Below are 23,072 nucleotides of genomic sequence, written 5' to 3' on the forward strand. Positions count from 1 at the left end.
GTTGGGGTAGAAAATATGGAGCAAATTATTTTAGATATAATCGAGTTTTTAAAGCAATTTTCTTATTTTGGAGTTGTGTTAGCATTAACGTTTGAATTTATTCCAGCAGAAGTAGTTTTGCCTATGGTGGGGTATTGGGTGTACGAGGGAGATATGAATTTTTGGCTTGCTGTATTAGCCGGAACCCTCGGCGGAACGACAGGACCTTTAACGTTATATGCACTCGGTTATTACGGTGGTCGTCCTCTATTAATAAAATACGGGAAATACTTCTTCATTAAAGAAGAACAAATTCAAAAAGCAGATGATTTCTTTGAGAAATATGGACCGGTTGTAGCATTTGTTGGACGCTTTGTGCCAGGAGTTCGAACGCTTATTTCTGTTCCATGTGGTATGGCGAAAATGAACATATGGAAATTTAGCATATATACATTTGTAGCAATGTTCCCGTTAACGACTTTGTATGTTTATTTTGGAATGAAATTAGGTCCACATTGGGAAAAAGCAGCGGATGTTGTTGGGCAATATATGTTACCGATATTAGGAGGCGTTATTCTTATCGTTGCTAGTATCTTTGTCTATAAATATATGAAAAAAAGAAACAAAACAGAATCTATCTAGTCACATGAATATTTTTTGAAAATAGATGAATAGTACAGGCAAAAGACTCTGGGGGACATACACATATAGGGAATATAAAAGAGAGAGGGGAAACAACTATGTCTTGTGAGTGCTCAGGGTCAGCATTAACTTGTTGTCCAGATAAAAATTATGTGCAAGATAAAGTGTGTAGTCCGTGGTCTGCTACTGTAGTTGCAACAGCAATTGATAATGTTCTCTATACAAATAATATTAACCAAAACGTAATTGGTACTGGTTTTGTTAAATATGATGTTGGACCAGGCCCAATTACTGTAGAGGTACTTGATTCTGCTGGGGGTACAATTGATACACAAACATTAAACCCAGGAACGAGTATTGCTTTTACGTATCGCCGCTTTGATAGTATACAAGTTGTGTTACCTGCAACACCTGCTGGAACGTATCAGGGAGAATTTTGTATTACAACACGTTATCCACTTTCATAGCAGAATAGGAGAGGATCGAAATGGGAATGAGAAGTTCCAGTTTGTCTTGTTGTTCTAATAAAACACTTGTGCAAGACCAAGTATGTACAGACTGGTCTATTACAGGTGCTGGTACTCAAATTGTATATACAAATAATATCACGCAAGAAGTATATGGTTCAGGTTACGTGAAGTATGATGTAGGTGCCAACCCGATTACAGTTGATTTTTTAGTAGGTGCAACAGTGGTTGATACAATTACTGTACAACCACAAAGTAGTGGTACTTTCACTGTCCGATATTTTACTACTGTCCGAATTACTACGACAGGAACGACTGTTAATCAAGGAGAGTTTTGTATTACAGTACGTTATCCAATCTCATAAAAAGCATACCGTGAACGGTATGCTTTTTATATTAAGGAAATAATGAAATTGGTATTCTATAAGCAACATGTAAATTCGCAACAGTACTTGCCTTCTAAATATAGTGAAGGATTACTTGTTATATTGATAATATTGATCGACTGTAGGTCTTTTCCTGTGTACGATATTGTATTACCAGGAAACACAGTGAAAATATTGGTTACTGTTCCAACGATTTGAATTGTAATTGCTTCGTTGCTGCTAGTACTATTGTAAACCGAGACAGTACCTGATATAAGTAGTATCCCATCACTTTGCCATAGTATCATTGATTGTGATGCATCTTTGGCAGAGGAGATGGTGTTATTAGTTATGAGGAAATTCCCTGCAAATTCATTTGTTACTCGCTCGCAATTTGGATTTGGAGGAGGGGGCGGTGGACAAGGGTCTGGACAAATAATAGATAAAGGAGCGAAACAGCCGATATTTTTTTTATTCTTCAATACAACCCCTCCTTTTAAGTTGTCTTTTATTACTATTAAATGTAAAAGCATGGCCGATGTGTTAAAAAAAGAAGGAAATATTAAAAATTAAGATTGTCTAATAGGCTTAAACCTTAACTTATCATTAGTGTTATAGAAAAGATTATATGTGAATAGTCATAGGAAAAGAATGATCAGACTCTTTTAGACAAAAGGTGGTTGTATACAATAGTACGAGTAATGTTGAACTTAATTTCTAATTAACTGTATATTTACAAAAATCTAATAAAGTTCATTTGTTATTTAAACGACATTAACATGTATTAGATAAAATAGCCCTTGTAATGAATCAATTATTATGAGGAGGATTCACGTGGACAGAAATGCTTTAAGAAAAGTAAAAGGCCTTATTGGATTATTAATGTTTTTTGTATTAGCATTCGTATCATTTCCATGGAGTACATCAGTCAAGGCGGAAGAGAAAAAGCAAGAAAAGGCATCAAGTGAGAAGAAGATAGTTTTTCCAGTTGTAAGTGATGTGCATATTAAAAACAGTGGAACAGATGATACGTTTCGCTGGAAAAGAGCAATTGAACAGTTTAATACACTAGCACCAAAGCAAGATGCATTTGTTATTGTAGGTGATTTCACAGATACAGGATCAGTGCAGCAATATGATCGTTTCATGCAAGTGTATAATGAAAATGCAAATAAAGATGCCGTGAGAATGAATTCTCTTGGTAACCATGATTATTGGAACGGTTTATCTGTAGAGGGCGCACAGAAGCGTTTCTTAGAAAAAACAGGTATGGAATCAATTTATTATCATAAAGTGGTAAAAGGTTATCACTTCCTTGTTATGTCTCCAGAGAATGGAACAACTCATGGCTATTATTCGGACAAGCAAATTAATTGGTTAAAAGAAGAAATGGCAAAAGCGCAAAAAGATGATCCAGAAAAACCGATTTTTGTATTTTTACATCAACACATTAAAGAGACAGTATACGGTAGTCATGAATGGGGAACACAAGATAGCGCAAAAATTAATGCAGTATTAAAAGAATACCCACAAGTTATTACGTTTTCAGGTCATTCACATTATCCATTAGATGATCCGAGATCGATACATCAAAAAGACTTTACATCAGTTGGTACATCTTCAGTAAGTTATATGGAAGTTGAAGGTGGTAAAGTACAAGGGAATATCCCGCCAGGAGCTAGTACGTTAAGCCAAGGTTTATTAGTAGAAGTAGATGATAAAGAAGTAACGATTAATCGTCGCGATTTCCATACGAATTCTTGGACAGGCGAGCCTTGGAAAATTAAATTACCAGCAAAGAAAGAAACATTTACACATGTAGAAGATCGTGATAAAAAAAAGCCTTACTTTGCTAAGGATGCAAAGCTTGCTGTATCAAATGTAACAGAAAATGCGGCAACAGTAACATTCCCACAAGCATTGGACAACCTCCTTGTTCACTCTTACCGTGTGCAAGCTAGAGATAAGCAAACGGGTGAAATAAAAAATAAATTGTTAGCATTCTCAGAGTTTTATCGTGATCCAGTGCCGAAAGATCTTACGTTTACGCTTGCGGGGTTAGATGGCGGGAAAACATATACACTTGAAGTAGTTGCGATTGATTCATTTGGCAATGAAACCGCGCAGCCGTTAACGGCAGAAATTACTACGAAAAAAGATGATATTGATCCGAATGTAAAAGTGCCAAAGGCTGATGTTTTTGATGTGAATTTTGCAGATGGTACATTTAAAGACAATTCACCATTTGGAACAAAAGGTGATGTGAAGGGCAATGTGACTATTGAATATGATAAAGCATTGAAAAAGAATGTTATGAAGTTAAACGGACAATCTAATACATTTGGATACCTTCCATTTTCTGCAGCACAAAAAGAGAAAGTAGCAAATACATTTACATTAGAAACGGTATTTTCAATGAATCAAATCCGTGGACAAGGTATTTTGCAAAATACAGAGAGCGGTGGAATTGGATTTGAGTCTACAGGAAGCGGCTATGTTGAATTATGGGCTCACATTGGCGGCAGTTATAAACGTGTTGGAGTTCAATTAGAAGCAAACAAAACATATCACTTAACAGGAACGTATAACGGAAGTGAAGTAGCTATTTATGTCGATGGTAAAAAAGTAAATAGCCAACCAGCTACAGGAAAAGTGTATCATCCAAATGTACCATTTGCACTTGGAGCGGATCCTGATAGCAATGGAAATGGTGGCATTCCGTTAAATGGACAAATCGCGCTTGCGAAATTATATAGTAAAGCGTTAAGTTCTTCAGAAGTATTAGCAGCGTACAATGAGTTTTCTAACCGTACGAAATTAGAGCAAGTGAACGCGTTATATGAAGAGCTTGGAAAAGGGAAAGAAGTGTTAGCTGGTACGTATGAGTTTGGTGATAAGCCAGGTCAATATTCAAAGGAAGCATTTCAAGAACTAGAGAAAAGCTATAATAATGCAAAACAAGTGTTTGAAAATATAGGGAGTACGGGAGAGCAAATCGTTCAAACATATAACGAATTAAAAACAGCTAATGTAACATTTGTACAATCTAAAGTAGTAGAACAACCGAAAACACCGAAAGAAAAATTACAAATCAATATTGAATCTGCAAAAGTAGTAGTGAAAAAAGCGCAAGATGCAAATGTAACGGACGGTTCAGTGAAAGCACTGAGTCAAAAAATTACAGTGGCCGAAGCTGTAGTGAAAGATGTAAAAGTAAAAGATGCACAGGTAGAAACGATGAATCGTACATTAGAGTATACGATTTCACTTGTTGAAAAAAGCATAAACAAATAAGAGAGAAGAAAAGAAGCTTATCATGATAGGCTTCTTTTTTGTTATACTAAAAGTAGTATAGAATGAAGGAGCGAATAATTTGGAACAGAAAAAGCTAAAAAGAATTCTTGAATATGTATGGATCGCGGTTGTGCTCCTTGTAGGATATTATTTCTTAAAAGAAAAAAGTATTTGGGTTTTATTTTTAATGACGTTTTTATTAGCGGGTTTAGGCACGTTATTTATTAATTTCTTCTTTGATAGTTTAAATGCCTGGAAGAATAAAAAGAAGGGAACGAAGTAAAGGAGGGAATATATGCAAAAGTGGAAGCTCATATATCAGGTGATTATTTTCCTATTGCTTGTAGGTATTGGAATTGTGAAATACGCAACGCCAATAGGAAATTGGGCATGGTTTACAGCTTGCATCGGCATATTTTTCATTTTACAATCGTTGACGAAAAAATATAATAGTACAGAAAGATAGCTCGCCGCTAAAACGGCGAGCTATTTTGTTATGCTTTTTTCTTTTCATCATTCGTTTTTTCAATAGCTAAATGACTATGTTTCCTAGAGTAGAAGAAATAGAAGCATAAGCCGACTATAAGCCAAACTGCAAAGCTAATCCATGTTGTTTTAGACAAATTGATCATTAAATATAAGCAGCAAAGAATCGCGACAACTGGTAATACAGGTACGAAAGGTGTACGGAATCCACGTTTTAAATCAGGGTGTGTTTTTCGTAAAATAAGTACTGCGCAGCAAACGAATGTAAAGGCTGTTAACGTACCGATGTTTACTAAATTCGCTAGCAAATGTAAGTCTAAAAGGCCTGCTAATAAAGCAGCAACAACGCCAGTAATCCACGTATTTAATAAAGGGATTTTTACTTTTTTATTTACACGTGCTAACGCTTTTGGAAGTAAACCGTCACGGCTCATCGCATACGAAACGCGAACTTGTCCATACATAACGACTAAGAGAACGGTTGTCATTCCAGTCATCGCTCCAACAGCGAGTAGTCCTGCAATTGTATCCTCACCAACGAAATGCAATGCAAATGCAACTGGATCAGAAACGTCTAATTGCGTATAAGGAACCATACCTGTTAAAACGAAAGATACGATCATATATAAAACAGTACAAATAAGAAGAGAACCGATAATACCAATTGGTAAGTCACGCTGCGGTTTTTTCGTTTCTTCTGCAGCTGTTGCGATTGCATCAAATCCTAAGAAGGCGAAGAACACAGTGGCAGCCCCAGTAATAATACCGTCGTATCCGAATGGGATGAACGGTGTCCAGTTTTCAGGTTTTACATATTTTGCACCTGCTACGATAAAAGCGATAATAACGGCTAACTTAATAAGAACCATAATATTATTAATGCGTGCGCTTTCGCGTATACCAAAACTTAAAAGGCCCGTAATAAGAAGTAAAATACAGACAGCAGGTAAATCGATGAGACCACCTTTTCCTACGCCGGGGGCCGAGGCGATTATGGCGGGCAGGTGTATATTGAACCCTTGTAGTAATGATTGCAAATAACCAGACCAACCGACAGCTACTGCTGCAACGGCAAGTAAATATTCGAGCATTAAACACCATCCGACGATGAAGGCGACGACTTCTCCGACTGTCATGTATGCGTAAGTATACACACTTCCTGAGACAGGAATAGAAGAAGCAAATTCAGCGTAACAAAAGGCTACACAAGCACAAGTAAATGCAGCAATAAGGAATGATAGCATAATACCAGGACCAGAATGTTTTGCTGCAACAATACCTGTTAATACAAAGATCCCTGTCCCAATTACGGCGCCGATTCCTAAAAATGTTAAATCGAGTGCAGTTAATGTTCTAGCTAGCTGCTTTGGTGATTCAGTACTAAGCGCTTTTTTTCGTAATAATGACTTCACTTTGGACTCTCCCCCCGTTTTTTCATTTCCATAACTGCGACTATAGTATGAGTCCATTAAAAAAGAGTAAGTAAGGAAGTGGAGGTGCAGTTATGGTATGTAGTTTTTTAAAATTGCTGGATTAATCTTAATATAATTCAGAATATTTTGTCAAATAAAAATATGACAAATAAAATGCGGATCAATAGGGGAAACTACTTGCAGAAATGGACGGGGGTTAACGACCCACTGATTAAAGTTAAAGTAGGAGCAGATGCTATGTTATTTTATTTTGAACTTGTCGTCATTTTACTTTGTACGAAATTAGCTGGTGACATTAGTGTAAGACTTGGTCAGCCTTCTGTACTTGGTAAGTTAATTGTCGGTATTATTATCGGTCCGGCTGTACTTGGTATTATTAATAGTTCTGAACTGATTGATGAATTGAGTGAGATTGGTGTTTTGTTACTTATGTTTATGGCGGGACTTGAAACAGATTTAGAAGAGTTAAATCGGAATTTGAAATCGTCGTTTGCAGTAGCGGCCGGTGGAATTATTTTTCCTTTCATCGGTGGTTATGTAACAGGATTGCTGTTTGGATTAATACAATCCCATGCCATTTTTTTAGGCTTATTACTTTGCGCAACATCGGTTAGTATTACGGTGCAGACGCTACGTGATCTAGGAAAAATGAATACGAGAGAAAGTACAACAATTTTAGGTGCTGCCGTATTTGATGATGTCATTGTCGTTATTTTATTAGCATTTGTAATGAGTTTTTTAGGAACACAAGATGTGAATATAACACTGGTCATTGTAAAGAAAATTATTTTCTTTGTAAGTATTGTTTTTATTGCTTGGAAAGTCGTTCCTTGGATTATGAAAATGCTTGTCCCGCTTCGTGTAACAGAAGCGTTAATTAGCGCGGCTCTTATTATTTGTTTCTCTTTTTCTTATTACAGTGAAATGATGGGAATTGCAGGCATTATTGGAGCATTTGCAGCAGGAATTGCTATTTCTCAAACAGAGTATAAGCATGAAGTGGAACATAAAATTGAACCGATTGCTTATGCAATATTTGTTCCAGTATTCTTCGTAAGTATCGGAATGGAAATTACATTTCAAGGCATTGGAAGCCAGCTTTGGTTCATTATTATTATGACTCTCATTGCGATTTTCACAAAGTTAATCGGATCAGGTTTAGGAGCAAGGCTGACAGGGTTTAACCTCCAATCTTCTATTAGTATTGGCGCGGGGATGGTATCACGTGGTGAAGTAGCGCTTATCATCGCTGCAAATGGACTTACGGCGAATTTATTAGCGAAAGAAAATTTCACAGCGATTGTTATTGTTGTTATATTGACGACGATTATTACACCGCCACTTTTGAAGAAATATTTTGTATAAACGGGAAGGGCTTATCTGATGTAGGTAAGCTCTTTTTTATTCCCAAAAGCAATAGTCATATAGCATGAAGGGTTTGTAATTATGGTAAAATCTATGTATGTGATATGACAAGGAGAGGGAAGTGTGAAGATTACGAAGGAGAAGGTTATCGGTGTAATCGTACTTATTGCAGTATGTATACCATTTACTGCATGGAAAGAATCAAAAGTGAAAGATTTTCCGGTTTCTATTTTTTCGGAAGAAGCAGATGGTGAGTACGGTCAGAAGCTGAAATATACTGCTTTTTTACCTGATGTTGCTATTTGGATGAACGGTTGGGAAAAGAAGTGGACAGAAGGGGAAAGAACTGTTTATCAAAAAGGGAATCGCATTGTAAATGTGTTTCATCCTCCTGGCGATGATGGTTATTACCTTCTTGAAGCAAGAGAAAATAAGTGAACGCAACCGTAAGAAGTGGAGGTTAAATAGTGAAAGCTTCAACATTACTATTTAAAATTGAAAGTAATATGGATCAATTTTCACCAGCTGAGAAGAAGGTTGCCATGTACATAATGGAGAATGCAGAGATTGTACCGAATTTAACGACGAAAGAAGTGTCAACGAATGCAGGCGCAAGTGAAGCGAGTGTCGTTCGCTTTTGTAAATCGATTGGAATCGGAAGTTTTAAAGCATTTAAGATAGCACTCGTTCGTGAATTAACGATTGCTGATTATAATATTAACGATTTTTCAGTGATGAATACAGAAGATGGACCGTATGATTTATTTAATAAAGTTACTTATGTGAATAAAGCTGCAATTGAGGCGAGTGTTACTGCAATAGATAAGAGGGAACTTGAGAAAGCTGCAGATCTTATTGTAAATGCGAATAAAATTATATTTTACGGCGTAGGCGGATCAGCTACGCCAGCAATGGACGGGGCTTATAAATTTACGCGGCTTGGATTTACAGCGATGATGCTATCTGATTTTCATATGATGTTGCCGCTTGTGACAAATTTAAAAGAAGGCGATATATTTGTTGCGATTTCAACATCTGGTCGAACGAAAGATGTGCTTGAAATGGCGCAGTATGCAAAGAGACAAGGTGCAACTGTTATTGGAATTACGAAATTAGATCAATCATCACCCCTATATAAAGAAGCGGATATTCGCCTTTGTATGCCAGATGTAGAACAAGATCATCGTATTGCGAGTATTGCTTCGAGAATGACACAATTGAATATGATCGATGCTTTATATGTTATTACTTTCAATCGAATTGGTAATAAAGTATTGGATCAATTTATGGAGACGCGAGAAGAAGCGTTGCGGTTACGGAAGTTAAAGTAGAAGAAAAGATGAGGAGACTCATCTTTTTTTTATCCCGTAAAAGCCCGATTGGTGCGGGCTAATAATCAGTGGGGATGAACAAAACCCCACTGATTAAAGTTTCACTTTATGATCTTTGACAAAAATATGTCATGTAGTGAAATTTTATTTCATAAAATAAGAAAGAGTTATTGATTTTTAGTTTCTTAAAGTTATAATAAAAGTGTGAAATATAATTTCAAAGAGGGTGGCAATATGTTAGAAAATTTATCGACAGAACATCGTAATGAGAAAACAATGAATCTGGATGAAATGAGCATAAAAGAAGTGTTGCAAAGTATGAATGAAGAAGATCGAACTGTTGCGTTAGCAGTTGAAAAAGAGATAGAACAAATTGAAAAGGTTGTACAGACTGTTATTAAATCTTTTGAAGAAGAGGGACGCTTAATTTACATTGGTGCTGGTACGAGTGGTCGTTTAGGTATTCTAGATGCAGTGGAATGTCCGCCGACATTTGGCACGGATGATAAAATGGTGCAAGGGTTTATAGCAGGTGGATTGAAAGCGTTTACTAAAGCGGTGGAAGGTGCCGAAGATCGCGAAGAGTTAGCGGAAGAAGATTTAAAAAGTATTGGATTAAATGAGAAAGATACAGTGATTGGAATTGCTGCAAGTGGCAGAACTCCTTACGTAATCGGCGGCTTGAAATACGCACAGAGCGTAGGAGCGAGTACAGCGAGTATTTCTTGTAATAAAAATGCTGAAATAAGTAAATATGCAAAGTTAAATGTGGAAGTAGAGACAGGTGCAGAAATATTAACAGGATCAACGCGTTTAAAAGCTGGTACAGCACAAAAATTAGTGCTGAATATGATTTCAACAGCTTCGATGATTGGTGTAGGAAAAGTATATAAAAACTTAATGGTAGATGTTCAATCCACAAATGAAAAGTTAGTAGAACGGTCAAAAAGAATTATTGTGGAAGCAACAGGCGCTAGTTATGAAGTAGCGACAGAGTATTATGAAAAGGCAGAACGTAACGTAAAAGCTGCAATTGTTATGGTGTTGTTGCAGTGCGAATATGGGGAAGCACTGGAGAAACTAAAATACGCTAAAGGGTTTGTGAAGAAAGCACTATAAAATAATAGGGAGGGGGATTCTATTATGAAGAAAGAAGAGAGAATGGCCAAGGAAATTTCGGAGCAACTTGGAGGAATAAAAAATATTCGTAGTATTGCTCATTGTATGACGAGACTACGATTAACGCTTCATGATGAAAGTAAAGTAAACATGGACCTTTTGAAAAAAGTTGAAGGCGTTATGGGTGTTATAGAAGATGAGACGCTTCAAGTTGTCGTTGGTCCAGGAACAGTAAATAAAGTAGCAGCTGAAATGGAAGGTTTGACAGGACTACGAATTGGTGAGGTAGCAGATCATCACCTTGAAGATATTGGGCAAGAGATGAAATCAGAGATTAAGAAGAAAAATAATACACCGGTGAAAAACTTTTTACGAAAAATAGGGAGTATTTTCATCCCATTAATTCCAGGTCTTGTTGCGTCAGGAATTATAAACGGGGTTGCTAACTTTGCGAAAAACGCTGGTGCTGATCCAAATGCAACGTGGTTACAAATGTTACTACTCATTGGCGGCGGTATCTTTACATTCTTAGGAATTTTAGTCGGCTGGAATACAGCGAAAGAATTTGGCGGGACACCGGTTCTTGGGGCAATTGCTGGTATTCTAATTTTCAATCCGGCGATGGCAAACGTAAAATTGTTTGGTGAAGCATTAGTGCCTGGAAGAGGCGGATTGTTTGCAGTTATTTTTGCAGCATGGCTTATGGTTGTAGTGGAAAGACAAGTTCGAAAAGCAGTGCCGAATGCAGTTGATATAATCGTGACGCCACTCATTACTGTATTAGTTGTAAGTATCGTAACGATGTTAGCCATTCAGCCATTAGCAGGTTTCTTATCAGATGGTATTACGAGCGGAATTAATGCTATTTTAAATATTGGCGGAGCATTTGCTGGCGCAGTACTTGCGGGAACATTTTTACCGCTCGTTATGGTCGGATTGCATCACGGTTTAACACCAATTCATATGGAATTTATTAATCAAACACAGGTAACACCTTTATTACCAGTACTCGCAATGGCTGGTGCTGGCCAAGTGGGCGCAGCAATTGCGATTTATGTGAAAACAAAAAACAAGCGACTTCGAAATGTAATTAAAGGTGGATTGCCAGTTGGCTTTTTAGGAATTGGTGAGCCGTTATTATACGGGGTGACATTACCACTTGGGAAACCGTTTATTACTGCTTGTTTAGGAGCGGCTGTCGGTGGTGCATTCCAAGCAGTTATGCAAACAGCTTCTCTTGGAATTGGCGTATCAGGGCTATCTTTAATTCCATTAATTGCTGACAATAAATATTTACTATATTTCTTAGGTTTAGTAATTGCATATGCTTTCGGATTTATCTTTACGTACTTCTTCGGATTTAAAGAAGAAATGGCAGAAAACATATAGAGAAAGGGATTCCTTTCTCTTTTTCTATTAATAGAAAGGGAGATTTATATGATCGGAGTTTCCATTTATCTTTCAAAAGAACGAGTAGAGAAACAAGAAGAGTGGCTAAAAGTAGCGAAGGAAAATGGGTTTACATCTATTTTTACATCACTGCACATTCCAGAAGATGATCCAAATACGTATAAAGAGTTAATTCAAATATTGGGGAAACAAGCTCTTACACATGAAATGGAGTTAATGGTTGATGTTTCTCCAAAATCGTTACATCATTTAGGGCTAACATATGAAAATGTGGAAGAACTATTGGACTGGGGCATTAGCGGTTTAAGAATGGATTACGGCATTGCGCCAAAAGAAATTGCAAGCGTATCTCATAAGATGAAAGTAGCTTTAAATGCGAGTACGATTACAAAGCCATTTTGGAAAGAATTACTTGCAGAACATATAAGAGTAGAGAATGTAGAAGCGTGGCATAATTTTTATCCACGTCCAGAGACGGGACTAGCAAAGTCCTTCTTACAAAAACAAAATCAATATTTACAGGAGTGCGGAATAAAAACGATGGCATTTATTCCAGGTGATGCGGAAAAACGTGGTCCGTTATATGAAGGGTTACCAACGTTAGAAAAACATCGCAATATGCGCCCGCTTGAAGCGTACTTAGAACTTGTTCAAGATTGTGGTGTTGATAAAGTATTGATTGGAGATATAAGCGCAAGTTTGGAAAGTATGCAAGAAGTAGCTAGTGCGAGTAGAGGGATTATTCCATTGCGTTACAAATCATTTATAACTGATAAAGAAGTATTAAAAGTGGTGGAGCAAGTGCATACAAATAGACTAGATCCGGCTCGTGATGTTATTCGATCTGTAGAATCAAGGGAAGGAAATAGAGTGGTTTTACAGCCGATGCATACAATTGTAAGAAAGAAAGGCAGCATTACAATTGATAATGAATTGTACGGTAGATATGCAGGGGAGATGCAAGTTGCTACACATGATTTACCTGTAGATGAGAAAGTGAATGTTGTTGGAATAGTTGTGGAAGAGGACGTTTCTTTACTGCCTTATATTGGCGCTGGAAAAATGTTTCAACTTTTTCTATGCGATAGAATAAAAGCTTGAATTAGCGCTATTTTGTAGGAAAACATTATCCGTAAAACGGATAATGTTTTTTGTTTTCTTTAAAAAAGTATTTGACGAATGAAATAAAATACCGTATTGTTTTGACTTGTAAATAAAAGTTCACCATAACAAAACAAAAAGGAGAGTTCAAAATGAATCAATATATTGGGAATTTAATTATTCGTATCGTGTTAGGAGTTACGTTCTTTGCACACGGTTTAGCAAAGTTTCAATCAGGTATCGATAATGTAGCAGGATGGTTTACAAGCATCGGTTTACCAGGTGGCCTTGCATACGGCGTAGCAACTGTAGAATTAGTTGGTGGTATATTATTAATTATCGGTTTAGGTGTACGATATGTAGGATTGTTATTCGCTCTTATTTTAGCTGGAGCTATCGTAAAGGTAAATGGAGCAGCAGGTTTATTAGGAGATGGAAAGAATCCAGGATATGAATTAGATCTTGCATTATTATCAATGGGTGCGTATTTATTCGTAGTAAAAGCAGAAGGATATGTAGATCGTTTCTTAAAAGAGAAAGTAATGAAAACGAAGTAAATTTTATTTATAAATGTTGACTTGAAGAAGTATTGTAACTATAATGATTACAACAAATGGATTAAGAGTAAAACAATTTAAATATTTTTTTACACAAGATGTAACTGTATAGGTTACATCTTGTGTAAAAATAAATAAACGGGAGGAAGTAATATGCCTAAATCAAATTTAGAAATTATTCAAAGCACGTATGAAGGATCAGCGTCTTCGAATGCAAAGCATTTAGCAGAAGCCTTCTCTGAAAAAGTGGAATGGACAGAGGCAGAAGGTTTCCCGTACGGCGGAACATATAAAGGCGTAGAAGCTATAATGGAAAATGTATTTAGCCGTTTAGGATCAGACTGGGATGATTATAAAGCAAGTGTAAATACATATCATGAAGTAAACGGAAAAGATGTAATTGTTGCTGAAGGTATGTATTCTGGAGTTTATAAAGAAACAGGAAAATCATTTGAAGCAGAATTTGTTCATGTATGGCAGCTTGAAAATGGAAAAATCGTGAAGTTTAAGCAGTATGTAGATAGTCATATTGTTAGGGAAGCGATGAAGAGCTAATGCTTTTTAAATGGATTGTAGGTATATGTATTACCATTATGGTAATCATCTCTTCTATAGTTGGCGGAAAGAAATTGCTTGCATATGTGGAAAAAGAAAATACAAATATTCAAACCGAGCGAGCGGCAAACGAAAAAGAGAAAAAAGCTGCAGAAGAAGCCCCGCAAATTAGTGAAGGTGAAATTATTTCTACTATGCATAAAATGGTGCACCAAAAGGTAAAATCCTCTGAAAAATGGGGATTTGTAGAGATGACAAAAAAGGAAATTTCTAATGTAAAAAGAGATATTGAAAATAGTACAGGTTTTCAATATAAAATGAAGTTATTTTCTATTATAAATAGATGGGAAAAAGGAGATTTTTCTCAAACTGTTGAGGAGCATAACTTTTTATGGGGCCTTCAAGGTGGAGATACTGGCAAGGCGACGGAACGTTTATCGCCAGAAGAGGAAAAGCAGTATATAAAAGAAATGAAGAGAAAATAAAAACATCGCCAACCCAGATGACGATGTTTTTTCATTAAGAATGTTTTCGCATTAAAGGTCTAACAGGCTGAACGGCAACAGTTTTAAAATGAGAAAATAAATAACATCCTGTTACAACGACAATTGTCCCTAAAATTTGTATCCACGTTAATTCTTCTCCGAGGAATATGAATGCTAAAATGGCTGTGAAAATTGGATTGAAGTTTAGAAAAATACCTGATGTAGTTGCGCCTAATTTTTGTACACCAATATTCCAAAATACCATACAAAGAACTGTCGAAATAAGCCCAGTATATAAAAGTGATGTGATGAAAGAAGTATTTATATTTGAAACAGTGAAGCTACCTATGTTAAACGGTAGTAATAAAATAACGCCGAAAATACCAGAGTACAACGTTGCCATAAGTGGTGTAGTTGTTTTTGTTGCCCATTTACTACAAACAGAATAGATTCCCCAAATACAAACTGCTGCAATCATCCATAAATCGCCGCTATTAAAATGTAGTGAAAATAAAAGCGAGAAATCACCTTTTAATAGGACGAGGATAACCCCGAAGAATGAAAGAATCATGGATAGGATTTGAAGTGTATTTACTTTTTCTTTTAGAAATAATACTGAAAATAATGCGATTGAAATTGCATTCAATGTAGAGATAAGACCTACATTCGTAGCGGATGTTTTTTCTAATGCTAAAAATTGAAAGATGTTAAAAAGAGCGACCCCTGAAATTCCCATCAATATTAAAGGAAGTATTGCGGTACGTGGTGGAAGGATTTTCTTTTCTTTAAACCATACCATCGGTAATAAACAAACAATCGCAATCATCCATCTTAAATTTGTCAGTGTCATCGGCGATGCATGATCGACGAGTGATTTTCCAACGACAAAATTTCCTCCCCATAATAAGCTCGTTAGTAATAGTAAAAAGACGTAAAAATAAGGCATGCTAAAATCCCCTTTTTTGTAATCAATACGAATTGTAAATAATTTTAGCATTTTTCTTTATTGTGTAATATATTCTTTTGTATAATGGTGAAAACTCGATAAAATCTTTAGTTATGAATGATATTTACGGAATGATATTCAGTTTTTTGTAAGGTATAAGGTGTTTTTTCGAATAATCATCGGTAAGAAAAAAGGGGGGAATTGTAATGGAGTCGTCTGTTATTAAAGTGTTGGATGATTTGGATGTACAAATTTTAGATATATTGCAGAAGGAGTCACAAGTAAGTAATGCAGAGCTGGCACGTCGCGTTAATTTATCACCGGCTGCGATGCATGCAAGAATAAAAAGATTGGATGGGGAAGGTTTCATCGATAAGCAAGTTGCGATTTTAAATCAAGAAAAGCTTGGGTTTGATTTATTATGTTTTATTTTTATGAGTACAAATATTCATCAATTTGACAAGCTGGAAGTGTTGGAGAAAGAATTAGAATCGATGCCGGAAGTGTTAGAATGTCACTGTTTAACAGGAGAGTACGATTATTTATTAAAGGTTGCAAATCGTGATCGTAAAGAACTAGAGCAGTTTATTAGAAAGTTGAATAAGCTTGGTATTACAAGGATACAGACAAGTTTAGCACTTCGTGAAATTAAATATTCGACGGTATTGCCGATACGAAATGAGGAACCGAGCATCGATTAGATTGCTTGGTTTTTTGTTTGTATAAATTGATTGACGAGGAGAAAAGAGAGATGTATTATTATATAAAATTATGAATTAAAATTCATTTCGAGTTATAAATATTAATATTGAGGGGCAAGGGGATGTAATATGAAAATCTGTAATGCGGTGACGAGTGATGTGAAAGAAATTTATAGTCTTATTGAGGTTTATGCAAAAGAGGGAGTCGTTTTACCACGTTCTCTTTTGTCTCTTTATCAATATTTGCAATGTTTATATGTTATGAAAGAAGACGAGAGAATTGTTGGAGTTGCTGGCTTGCATGTATTAGGAGAAGATCTTGCAGAAATACGATCGTTAGTAGTTTCGCATACATATGCAGGGAAAGGGATAGGGCGTATGCTTGTAAATCATGTAATGGAGGAAGCTACGAAAATAAATGTAAGAAGAGTAATTTCCTTAACATATGAAACAGTATTTTTTCAAAAGTGTGGATTTGATTTTATAAATAAAGAAGCGTTGCCAGAGAAAGTATGGATTGATTGTAGACATTGTCCAAAGATGGATTATTGTGATGAAGTGGCGATGGTGCGGTATGTTGGATGAAAATTTTATAGAGAAAAAGTTCCCACTATTATTTACATATATAGTGGGAACATATATTTCCATAAGAAATGGACAGGTTATTAAGAATTTGAATTCTTTTGTCTCACGGCAAAATTATAAAGTGGATCTTTAAGTTCATAGTTATACGTTAAACCGTCGACAATTCCTACAACTTTATCATTATCATAAAGGTCGAGCATAAATTGTGCCATTTGTTTTGCAGTGTGGAATTTTGGTACAACATTATCGTATTGGAATTCATCAATATCAAATGAACGCTTCGCAAATTCTGTTTCAGTTGCAGCAGGAGCTAAAACTTTTGCTTGCAGTTTTGCGCCTTGTTCTTTCAGTTCGTGAGACAGCCCTTCTGTAAATGCACTTACATAGAATTTCGTAGCGCAATACGTAACAGCATCAGCAACAATTGTGTATCCGCCGCCCGATGAAACGTTAATAAGCTGTGTTCCGTCAACCATTGAATAATCTCGAACGAAAAGAGAAGAGAGTATTGTTAGTGCTTCTATATTGACATGCAACATCGTCTCGATTTTATTTAAATTTTGTTCAGCAATTGAGGCGAAATTACCAAAACCTGCGTTGTTAATCCACGTTTCAATTTGAAAAGATTGTAGGCTTTCATAAAGTTTATAAACATCTTCAGTAACAGATAAATCAGTTTTTCGAATGACAACATCCAATTCTGGATGCATTTCGTTAATTTTCAATTTTAATTCGTTTAATTCTTCTTGTCTTCGAGCTACAAGTACTAAATTTTTTCCGCGAGATGCAAATGCTAAAGCTGCTTCATAACCAATTCCGGAACTTGCGCCAGTAATAACAGTGTATTTCATATAAAATCCCCCTAAATTCAAATTCATTTATGGTTAGATTGTATTTGTTAGAGTATACTCTAAGTCAAACGTTTTTTATAAATTTGATACGGTTATAAAATATATGAGGGTAAGCATGTGAAGGGAGTTTTAGTATGTACACAATTAGCGAGGTAGCAAAATTATTAGGCGTGAGCACACATACACTACGTTATTATGAAAAGGAAAATATATTAATTGCAAATCGTGATACAAATGGAAATCGACTTTACGAAGAGTCACATATAAAGTGGTTGCAGTTTGTAATGAAATTAAAACAAACGCAAATGCCAATAGCGAAAATAAGAGAATACGCTAGATTATATACAGAAGGGGAGCATACAACAGAAGCTCGTTTACAGCTCCTAGAAGATCATAGGAAATCTATTCAGATTCAAAGAGAAAACTTAGAAGTTACAGAGAAGATGCTCGAGAATAAAATTAGTGCATACAAAAGCTCATTGGAAAATAAATAGATGTTGTTATGTGATGAAAAATGGATTTGATCTATGAGTATTTCATCATAAGTGTGCGGACAAATAAAAAAGAGCAGCTAGCAAAAGCTAACTGCTCCATTCAAGGGATCTCTCCAAGGGGGAGTGGAGAAAATATTATGTTACTAGCAGTATTGACAGATTATTGAGAAATATACAAATCAGATGAAAGAAATTTTAAATAAACTTTCGGCATTGACAGTTTTTAAAATGTTCATGTACAATATATATGAATGACATTCAGTCATTTTTATGTGCCAGGATGCAGTTAGCTTAGAAGTGGAACAAATACAATGGTAAATGAGGATGATAGTTGTTTTTATATAGTATTGATGAAAGAGTATATTTTTTTAAAACAAAATGACTGATAGTCAGTCATAAGAGGTGAGAGGTATGAAAAATAGAGCTTGGTTATATGTCATATTAACATGTATCTTTGAAATTTTTTGGGTGTTTGGTTTTAATACGGCTAATACTTGGTGGCATTGGATTATTATTTTAGGAGTTATTGCTATTGATTTTCACTTCCTTTCTAAAGCGTGTGAACATCTTGCAACAGGGACTGTATATGCTGTTTTCGCCGGAGCTGGTACGGTAGGTACTTTCTTAATGGATGTATTTCTTTTCGGTGGAAGTTTCAGCGCAGGCAAACTATTCTTCATTCTTATGGTAGTAGCCGGCGTTATCGGTTTAAAGCTAGCTGATAATAAAGAAGAAACTGTGGAAGGAGCTGCTTAAAAATGGGTTGGTTTTTCGTATTTTGTGCTGCAATTAGTGAAATAGTCGGTGTGATAGGACTTAAAATGTATAGTAAAGATAAGACATTGGCCAATGGTGCGATTTATATAGGCGGGTTTGCTACATCCTTCGCATTCTTGTATACATCTTTCTTATTTTTACAAGTCAGTGTCGCGTATGCGGTTTGGATCGGTATTGGAACAGCAGGTGCAGTTTTGTTAAACATGTTCTTGTTTGGTGAGTCGAAAAGTAAAGCGCGTATTATTAGTGTGTTTCTTATTGTATGTGGAGTGACAGGATTAAAGGTACTTTCTTAAAGATATATTGTATTTTTATCTCCTAATTGTTTATTAGGAGATTTTATTATAAAAAAATGACGTCCTCTTAGAGTTCACTATCATTGACAGTACAATCAATTATCTTATAAAATGAGTGACAGTCATTCAATATGCGTGTGAAAGGGTTTAGATGATGAATAAAAAAGAGAAAATTGTCTATGCAGCTATTGAAGTGTTTCAGGAAAAGGGCGTCGAAAAAACGAAGATTTCTGATATCGTGAAATTAGCTGGCATTGCGCAAGGAACTTTCTATTTATATTTTCCTTCTAAGCTATCTGTTATGCCTGCAATAGCAGAAGTGATGGTTGAAAAGATGATACTTGCAGTGAAAGAGAAAGTACAAAAAGATGTACCTTTTTCAAATAAAGTGGCACAAGTAATCGATGCGGTGTTTCAATTTATAGAGGAATATCGTGAAATACAAGCTTTAATGTATGCAGGTCTTGCATCTACAGAACATATAAAAGAGTGGGAAGCTGTGTATGAGCCTCTTTATATGTGGTTAAGCGAATTTTTAAGTGAGGCGAAAGAAGCTGGTGAAATTCGTGATTCGGTTCACGCAGAGCGAACAGCGAAGTTATTTATCGCTCTAGTTGAATCAGCAGCGGAACAAGTTTATTTATATGATCATAAAGATGATGAGCAAGTGGATTTGCAAAAGGCAGAAGTACTAGATTTTTTAACACATGCACTACATATAAAGAAGTAGTAAGATGAACCTGTCTGAAAAGGTAGGTTCATTTTTGAGTAAAACTGAATGATAGTCATTCACCTAATGCTTATGTATGTGTGGAAGGATAGAGTGAAATTCTAATGAGTGGAGGCATCCTCACTCATTACTAGCCCGCAAAGAGCAGGATAAAGAAAAAGCTTCTTGGGCATTATTTTTTGAGAGGAACTTACGGGAAGAGGTGTTAGAAAGTGAAGAAACCGATAAAAGAACAAAAGATGGTATTGGTCATTCTTTTGAGTAATATATTTATCGCTTTTTTAGGGATTGGATTAATCATTCCGGTTATGCCGTCCTTTATGAATGATATGCATTTAACAGGGAAGACGATGGGATATCTCGTTGCAGTGTTTGCAATGGCACAGCTCATTACTTCACCTATTACAGGCCGGTGGGTTGATCTTTACGGTAGAAAGAAAATGATAATCATTGGATTATTTATTTTTGGTGTTTCAGAGCTTCTTTTTGGATTAGGAAAAGATGTATGGATGCTTTATGTAGCAAGGGTATTAGGCGGAATTAGTGCTGCTTTTATTATGCCTGGTGTTACGGCATATGTTGCGGATATTACATCTATTCAGGAACGTCCAAAGGCGATGGGATACTTATCTGCGGCTATTAGTACTGGATTCATTATAGGGCCTGGAATCGGCGGATTTATTGCAGAATACGGTATACGTGTGCCATTTTTCGTTGCAGCAGCAATTGCTTTTATAGCATGTGTGATTTCAATCTTTATTTTAAAAGAACCGTTAACGAAAGAAGAACTTGCAGAGATTTCTTCTAATACGAAAGAATCAAGTTTTATTGGTGATTTAAAGAAATCATTACATCCAATGTATGCAATTGCATTTATTATCGTATTTGTACTCGCATTCGGATTATCGGCGTATGAAACTGTGTTTAGCTTATTCTCAGATCATAAATTTGGTTTCTCGCCGAAAGATATTGCAGCAATTATTACAATCAGTTCAATCTTTGGGGTAGTTGTGCAAGTATTTATGTTTGGCAAATTGGTAGACATGTTCGGTGAGAAAGTATTAATTCAAATATGTTTAATTGTAGGTGCAGTATTAGCATTCGTCTCAACTGTAGTCTTTAATTATTGGATTGTACTTCTCGTTACTTGCTTCATTTTCTTAGCATTTGATTTACTTCGTCCAGCTTTAACGACGTTTTTATCAAAAGCAGCTGGAAAAGAGCAAGGATTCGTTGCTGGGATGAACTCGACTTATACGAGTTTAGGAAATATCGCAGGACCAGCGATGGGCGGAATATTATTTGATATGAATATTCATTATCCATATGCATTTTCAGGAGTTGTTTTAATAGTTGGTCTCGGCATTACACTTATGTGGAGAGAGAAACAGTTGGCTGAGAGTTTTGCGAAGTAATAAAACCCCTTACGACGGTAAGGGGTTTTTGTTTTATAAGCTTAATCCAAACCGTTTTAATTCAATAAAAATCCCCTCTAATTGCTTTCCTTTATCCGTTAATGTGTACTCTACACGAGGCGGAACTTCTGGATATACTTTTCTCGTTATAATGCCTTGAGACTCTAATTCTTTTAGTCGAAGCGATAATGTTTTTGGACTAATACCATTCATTGATTTTTGTAAATCACTAAAGCGTAATGTTCCTTCGATAAGAAGATCACGAATGATTAAAAACGTCCATTTTGTACGAATTACATCAAGCGTTTTAGCGATAGGACAAGGTATGCCAGGTAAACCTTTCGTTAATTCAACTGGATCTATATTGTTCATGGAACTAGCCTCCATAAAATTTTTTTGGATGAATTTGCTTTATAGTATCACAAAACTATACTTTTGGTAACTATATGAAAAAAATATCACTACTTCCATAAATGAAGTTAGTGCATATACAATAGCAATACGAAACATAAAGGATTTATATGAGGAGGTGGTGATTTCCATGGGGATAAAAAAGTTATTTGGATTCCTTAGTTTGTTTGTTATTTGTATTGTGCTTGTAGCATGTGGTGTGGAACAAAAAACTGAAGTCCAGTTATTAAAAGAAATGCCAAGGCCAAAAGCAATGACAATTGATCCCTCACTAAGTAAAAAAGAAGCGACAGAAATGGTTCATGCGGCGCAGCGTTTTTATGCATTTTGGGATACAGGTAAGGAGGAACTTATTCCGCAGACTGTTACTGAAAAATTTTTCGATAATACATTGCCGAAAGGGCGACCACAAGGCATTGAAGGATTAAAGTTTGCAGCGCAAAATTTTCGTAAAGTTGTGCCTGATATACATTGCGAGATTGAAGACTTATTGGTTGTTGGTGATAAAGTAACAGCCCGTCTTTCTTTTACAGGAACGCATAATGGTAAGAAAATTAATTTTTTTGCAATTGATATTTTACATGTGAAAGACGGAAAGATAACGGAAGATTGGCATTTAGAAGATAATCTTACACTACAGCAGCAACTCGGCTTAATAGCCGAAGAGTAGATCATATAGGGGAGAGAAAAACGATGAAAAATATATTTATTATAAATGGACATGAAAAATACGGTACAAAGGAAGGAAGATTAAATAGAACGTTAGTAGATTATATGGTTACTGTATTAGGCGAGAATCATCATGTGAAAACAACAACGATTCAAGATGGTTACAATATTAAAGAAGAACAAGATAAGTTTTTATGGGCCGATGTTGTTATTTATCAAACACCGATTTATTGGTTTAGTGTACCGGGCTTATTTAAAACGTATATGGATGAAGTATATGAATACGGTTTGTTCTTTAAAGGTGCAGATGAATATGGAACAGGTGGTTTATTAAAAGAGAAAGAGTATATGTTCTCTACAACTTGGAATGCACCTGAAAAAGCATTTGGAGATAAGACGAAGTTCTTTGAAGGAGAAAGTTTAGAATCAGCGCTTAGTCATTTACACCGCGTGCAAAAGTTTCTCGGTATGAGTCCGTTAAAGAGTTTTGCTTGTTATGATGTGGTGAAGAATCCGGATATTGAACAATATTTATTGAACTTGAAAGATCACTTAGATAGAGTAATTAAATAATAGTTTATATTTGTATGTGAAGAAGGTACTACTAA

30 protein-coding genes are annotated in these 23,072 nt (G+C 35.7%); 25 read left to right on the top strand and 5 right to left on the bottom strand.

The window, feature by feature from the left end; all coding sequences use genetic code 11:
• Nucleotides 1-15: 15 nt before the first annotated feature.
• The 3 genes from ACTFRU_RS07290 (at nucleotide 16) to ACTFRU_RS07300 (ending at nucleotide 1,453) form a co-directional block, all read left to right on the top strand.
• Nucleotides 16-621, top strand: a complete 606-nt coding sequence (locus ACTFRU_RS07290) for a DedA family protein (protein ID WP_000435017.1) — start codon at nucleotides 16-18, stop codon at nucleotides 619-621.
• A gap of 98 nt (nucleotides 622-719) precedes the next feature.
• Nucleotides 720-1,088, top strand: coding sequence for a DUF3992 domain-containing protein (locus ACTFRU_RS07295; RefSeq protein ID WP_001277537.1), 369 nt, complete (start codon nucleotides 720-722; stop codon nucleotides 1,086-1,088).
• Nucleotides 1,089-1,108: 20 nt separating this feature from the next.
• Nucleotides 1,109-1,453, top strand: coding sequence for a DUF3992 domain-containing protein (locus ACTFRU_RS07300; RefSeq protein ID WP_000525819.1), 345 nt, complete (start codon nucleotides 1,109-1,111; stop codon nucleotides 1,451-1,453).
• Nucleotides 1,454-1,509: 56 nt separating this feature from the next.
• On the opposite strand, the gene ACTFRU_RS07305 is transcribed toward ACTFRU_RS07300, so the two are convergent.
• The gene (locus ACTFRU_RS07305; RefSeq protein WP_434714555.1) at nucleotides 1,510-1,893 is read right to left on the bottom strand and encodes an S-Ena type endospore appendage; all 384 of its coding nucleotides are present in this window, start codon (nucleotides 1,891-1,893) and stop codon (nucleotides 1,510-1,512) included.
• On the opposite strand from ACTFRU_RS07305, the gene ACTFRU_RS07310 reads away from it, so the two are divergent.
• The 4 genes from ACTFRU_RS07310 to ACTFRU_RS07325 all read left to right on the top strand — a co-directional run bounded on the left by ACTFRU_RS07310 (nucleotide 1,778) and on the right by ACTFRU_RS07325 (nucleotide 5,213).
• The gene (locus ACTFRU_RS07310) at nucleotides 1,778-2,026 is read left to right on the top strand and encodes a hypothetical protein (protein WP_002025365.1); all 249 of its coding nucleotides are present in this window, start codon (nucleotides 1,778-1,780) and stop codon (nucleotides 2,024-2,026) included. The genes ACTFRU_RS07305 and ACTFRU_RS07310 overlap by 116 nt on opposite strands.
• Before the next feature lie 261 nt (nucleotides 2,027-2,287).
• Nucleotides 2,288-4,747: a LamG-like jellyroll fold domain-containing protein gene (locus ACTFRU_RS07315; protein ID WP_440037554.1), complete on the top strand. Its 2,460-nt coding sequence runs from the start codon at nucleotides 2,288-2,290 to the stop codon at nucleotides 4,745-4,747.
• Between the two features lie 79 nt (nucleotides 4,748-4,826).
• Nucleotides 4,827-5,030 carry a hypothetical protein gene (locus ACTFRU_RS07320; protein WP_000435797.1) on the top strand — a complete coding sequence of 68 codons (204 nt, stop codon included), beginning with the start codon at nucleotides 4,827-4,829 and terminating at the stop codon, nucleotides 5,028-5,030.
• Between the two features lie 12 nt (nucleotides 5,031-5,042).
• A complete protein-coding gene (locus tag ACTFRU_RS07325; protein ID WP_001174839.1) occupies nucleotides 5,043-5,213 on the top strand; it encodes a hypothetical protein in 171 nt (56 codons plus the stop codon).
• A gap of 28 nt (nucleotides 5,214-5,241) precedes the next feature.
• Here ACTFRU_RS07325 and ACTFRU_RS07330 read toward each other — a convergent pair whose 3' ends face one another.
• Entirely contained in the window at nucleotides 5,242-6,702 is a 1,461-nt protein-coding gene (locus tag ACTFRU_RS07330; RefSeq protein WP_002040681.1) for an amino acid permease, read from the bottom strand.
• A gap of 105 nt (nucleotides 6,703-6,807) precedes the next feature.
• Here ACTFRU_RS07330 and ACTFRU_RS07335 point away from each other — a divergent pair, with 105 nt between their 5' ends.
• From ACTFRU_RS07335 to ACTFRU_RS07375, 9 genes are all read left to right on the top strand, one after another.
• Nucleotides 6,808-8,031, top strand: coding sequence for a cation:proton antiporter (locus ACTFRU_RS07335; protein ID WP_061113410.1), 1,224 nt, complete (start codon nucleotides 6,808-6,810; stop codon nucleotides 8,029-8,031).
• A 123-nt stretch (nucleotides 8,032-8,154) separates the two neighbouring features.
• Entirely contained in the window at nucleotides 8,155-8,469 is a 315-nt protein-coding gene (locus ACTFRU_RS07340) for a hypothetical protein (protein ID WP_000704958.1), read from the top strand.
• A gap of 29 nt (nucleotides 8,470-8,498) precedes the next feature.
• Nucleotides 8,499-9,362, top strand: a complete 864-nt coding sequence (locus ACTFRU_RS07345) for a MurR/RpiR family transcriptional regulator (protein ID WP_000648170.1) — start codon at nucleotides 8,499-8,501, stop codon at nucleotides 9,360-9,362.
• Nucleotides 9,363-9,596: 234 nt separating this feature from the next.
• Nucleotides 9,597-10,481: an N-acetylmuramic acid 6-phosphate etherase gene (murQ, locus tag ACTFRU_RS07350; protein WP_000892348.1), complete on the top strand. Its 885-nt coding sequence runs from the start codon at nucleotides 9,597-9,599 to the stop codon at nucleotides 10,479-10,481.
• Between the two features lie 24 nt (nucleotides 10,482-10,505).
• On the top strand, nucleotides 10,506-11,870 hold the full coding sequence (locus ACTFRU_RS07355) for a PTS transporter subunit EIIC (RefSeq protein ID WP_000711297.1): 1,365 nt from the start codon (nucleotides 10,506-10,508) through the stop codon (nucleotides 11,868-11,870).
• A 48-nt stretch (nucleotides 11,871-11,918) separates the two neighbouring features.
• Entirely contained in the window at nucleotides 11,919-12,992 is a 1,074-nt protein-coding gene (locus tag ACTFRU_RS07360; RefSeq protein ID WP_440037555.1) for a DUF871 domain-containing protein, read from the top strand.
• A gap of 152 nt (nucleotides 12,993-13,144) precedes the next feature.
• Nucleotides 13,145-13,549, top strand: a complete 405-nt coding sequence (locus ACTFRU_RS07365; RefSeq protein ID WP_001077751.1) for a DoxX family protein — start codon at nucleotides 13,145-13,147, stop codon at nucleotides 13,547-13,549.
• 153 nt (nucleotides 13,550-13,702) lie between these two features.
• Nucleotides 13,703-14,104 carry a nuclear transport factor 2 family protein gene (locus ACTFRU_RS07370; protein ID WP_001126699.1) on the top strand — a complete coding sequence of 134 codons (402 nt, stop codon included), beginning with the start codon at nucleotides 13,703-13,705 and terminating at the stop codon, nucleotides 14,102-14,104.
• The gene (locus ACTFRU_RS07375; RefSeq protein WP_139849210.1) at nucleotides 14,104-14,589 is read left to right on the top strand and encodes a PRK06770 family protein; all 486 of its coding nucleotides are present in this window, start codon (nucleotides 14,104-14,106) and stop codon (nucleotides 14,587-14,589) included. The genes ACTFRU_RS07370 and ACTFRU_RS07375 overlap by 1 nt, the downstream gene beginning before the upstream one ends.
• A gap of 34 nt (nucleotides 14,590-14,623) precedes the next feature.
• Here ACTFRU_RS07375 and ACTFRU_RS07380 read toward each other — a convergent pair whose 3' ends face one another.
• Nucleotides 14,624-15,535: a DMT family transporter gene (locus ACTFRU_RS07380; protein ID WP_001146242.1), complete on the bottom strand. Its 912-nt coding sequence runs from the start codon at nucleotides 15,533-15,535 to the stop codon at nucleotides 14,624-14,626.
• 206 nt (nucleotides 15,536-15,741) lie between these two features.
• Here ACTFRU_RS07380 and ACTFRU_RS07385 point away from each other — a divergent pair, with 206 nt between their 5' ends.
• Nucleotides 15,742-16,236 (top strand): Lrp/AsnC family transcriptional regulator, encoded by a 495-nt coding sequence (locus ACTFRU_RS07385; RefSeq protein ID WP_000446097.1) that lies wholly within the window; start codon nucleotides 15,742-15,744, stop codon nucleotides 16,234-16,236.
• A gap of 129 nt (nucleotides 16,237-16,365) precedes the next feature.
• A complete protein-coding gene (locus tag ACTFRU_RS07390) occupies nucleotides 16,366-16,821 on the top strand; it encodes an N-acetyltransferase (RefSeq protein ID WP_000686662.1) in 456 nt (151 codons plus the stop codon).
• A gap of 80 nt (nucleotides 16,822-16,901) precedes the next feature.
• Here the strand turns inward: ACTFRU_RS07390 and ACTFRU_RS07395 are convergent, their stop codons facing one another.
• Nucleotides 16,902-17,672, bottom strand: a complete 771-nt coding sequence (locus tag ACTFRU_RS07395; RefSeq protein ID WP_075677768.1) for an SDR family NAD(P)-dependent oxidoreductase — start codon at nucleotides 17,670-17,672, stop codon at nucleotides 16,902-16,904.
• A gap of 134 nt (nucleotides 17,673-17,806) precedes the next feature.
• Here ACTFRU_RS07395 and ACTFRU_RS07400 point away from each other — a divergent pair, with 134 nt between their 5' ends.
• The 5 genes from ACTFRU_RS07400 (at nucleotide 17,807) to ACTFRU_RS07420 (ending at nucleotide 21,384) form a co-directional block, all read left to right on the top strand.
• Nucleotides 17,807-18,166, top strand: a complete 360-nt coding sequence (locus ACTFRU_RS07400) for a MerR family transcriptional regulator (RefSeq protein ID WP_075677766.1) — start codon at nucleotides 17,807-17,809, stop codon at nucleotides 18,164-18,166.
• Nucleotides 18,167-18,577: 411 nt separating this feature from the next.
• Nucleotides 18,578-18,922, top strand: coding sequence for a DMT family transporter (locus ACTFRU_RS07405; RefSeq protein ID WP_017656912.1), 345 nt, complete (start codon nucleotides 18,578-18,580; stop codon nucleotides 18,920-18,922).
• Between the two features lie 2 nt (nucleotides 18,923-18,924).
• Nucleotides 18,925-19,239: a DMT family transporter gene (locus ACTFRU_RS07410; protein ID WP_440037556.1), complete on the top strand. Its 315-nt coding sequence runs from the start codon at nucleotides 18,925-18,927 to the stop codon at nucleotides 19,237-19,239.
• A gap of 151 nt (nucleotides 19,240-19,390) precedes the next feature.
• Nucleotides 19,391-19,969: a TetR family transcriptional regulator gene (locus ACTFRU_RS07415; protein ID WP_002023345.1), complete on the top strand. Its 579-nt coding sequence runs from the start codon at nucleotides 19,391-19,393 to the stop codon at nucleotides 19,967-19,969.
• Nucleotides 19,970-20,181: 212 nt separating this feature from the next.
• Nucleotides 20,182-21,384, top strand: coding sequence for an MFS transporter (locus ACTFRU_RS07420; RefSeq protein ID WP_290102165.1), 1,203 nt, complete (start codon nucleotides 20,182-20,184; stop codon nucleotides 21,382-21,384).
• 33 nt (nucleotides 21,385-21,417) lie between these two features.
• Here ACTFRU_RS07420 and ACTFRU_RS07425 read toward each other — a convergent pair whose 3' ends face one another.
• Complete coding sequence (locus ACTFRU_RS07425) at nucleotides 21,418-21,756, bottom strand: winged helix-turn-helix transcriptional regulator (protein WP_061113258.1); 339 nt, start codon at nucleotides 21,754-21,756, stop codon at nucleotides 21,418-21,420.
• Nucleotides 21,757-21,925: 169 nt separating this feature from the next.
• On the opposite strand from ACTFRU_RS07425, the gene ACTFRU_RS07430 reads away from it, so the two are divergent.
• On the top strand, nucleotides 21,926-22,465 hold the full coding sequence (locus tag ACTFRU_RS07430) for an ester cyclase (protein ID WP_163093099.1): 540 nt from the start codon (nucleotides 21,926-21,928) through the stop codon (nucleotides 22,463-22,465).
• Between the two features lie 23 nt (nucleotides 22,466-22,488).
• Complete coding sequence (locus ACTFRU_RS07435; protein ID WP_006917044.1) at nucleotides 22,489-23,037, top strand: NAD(P)H-dependent oxidoreductase; 549 nt, start codon at nucleotides 22,489-22,491, stop codon at nucleotides 23,035-23,037.
• The last annotated feature ends 35 nt before the right edge of the window (nucleotides 23,038-23,072 follow it).

The organism is Bacillus cereus group sp. MYBK220-1 (assembly GCF_051916445.1).
Taxonomy (GTDB): domain Bacteria; phylum Bacillota; class Bacilli; order Bacillales; family Bacillaceae_G; genus Bacillus_A; species Bacillus_A cereus.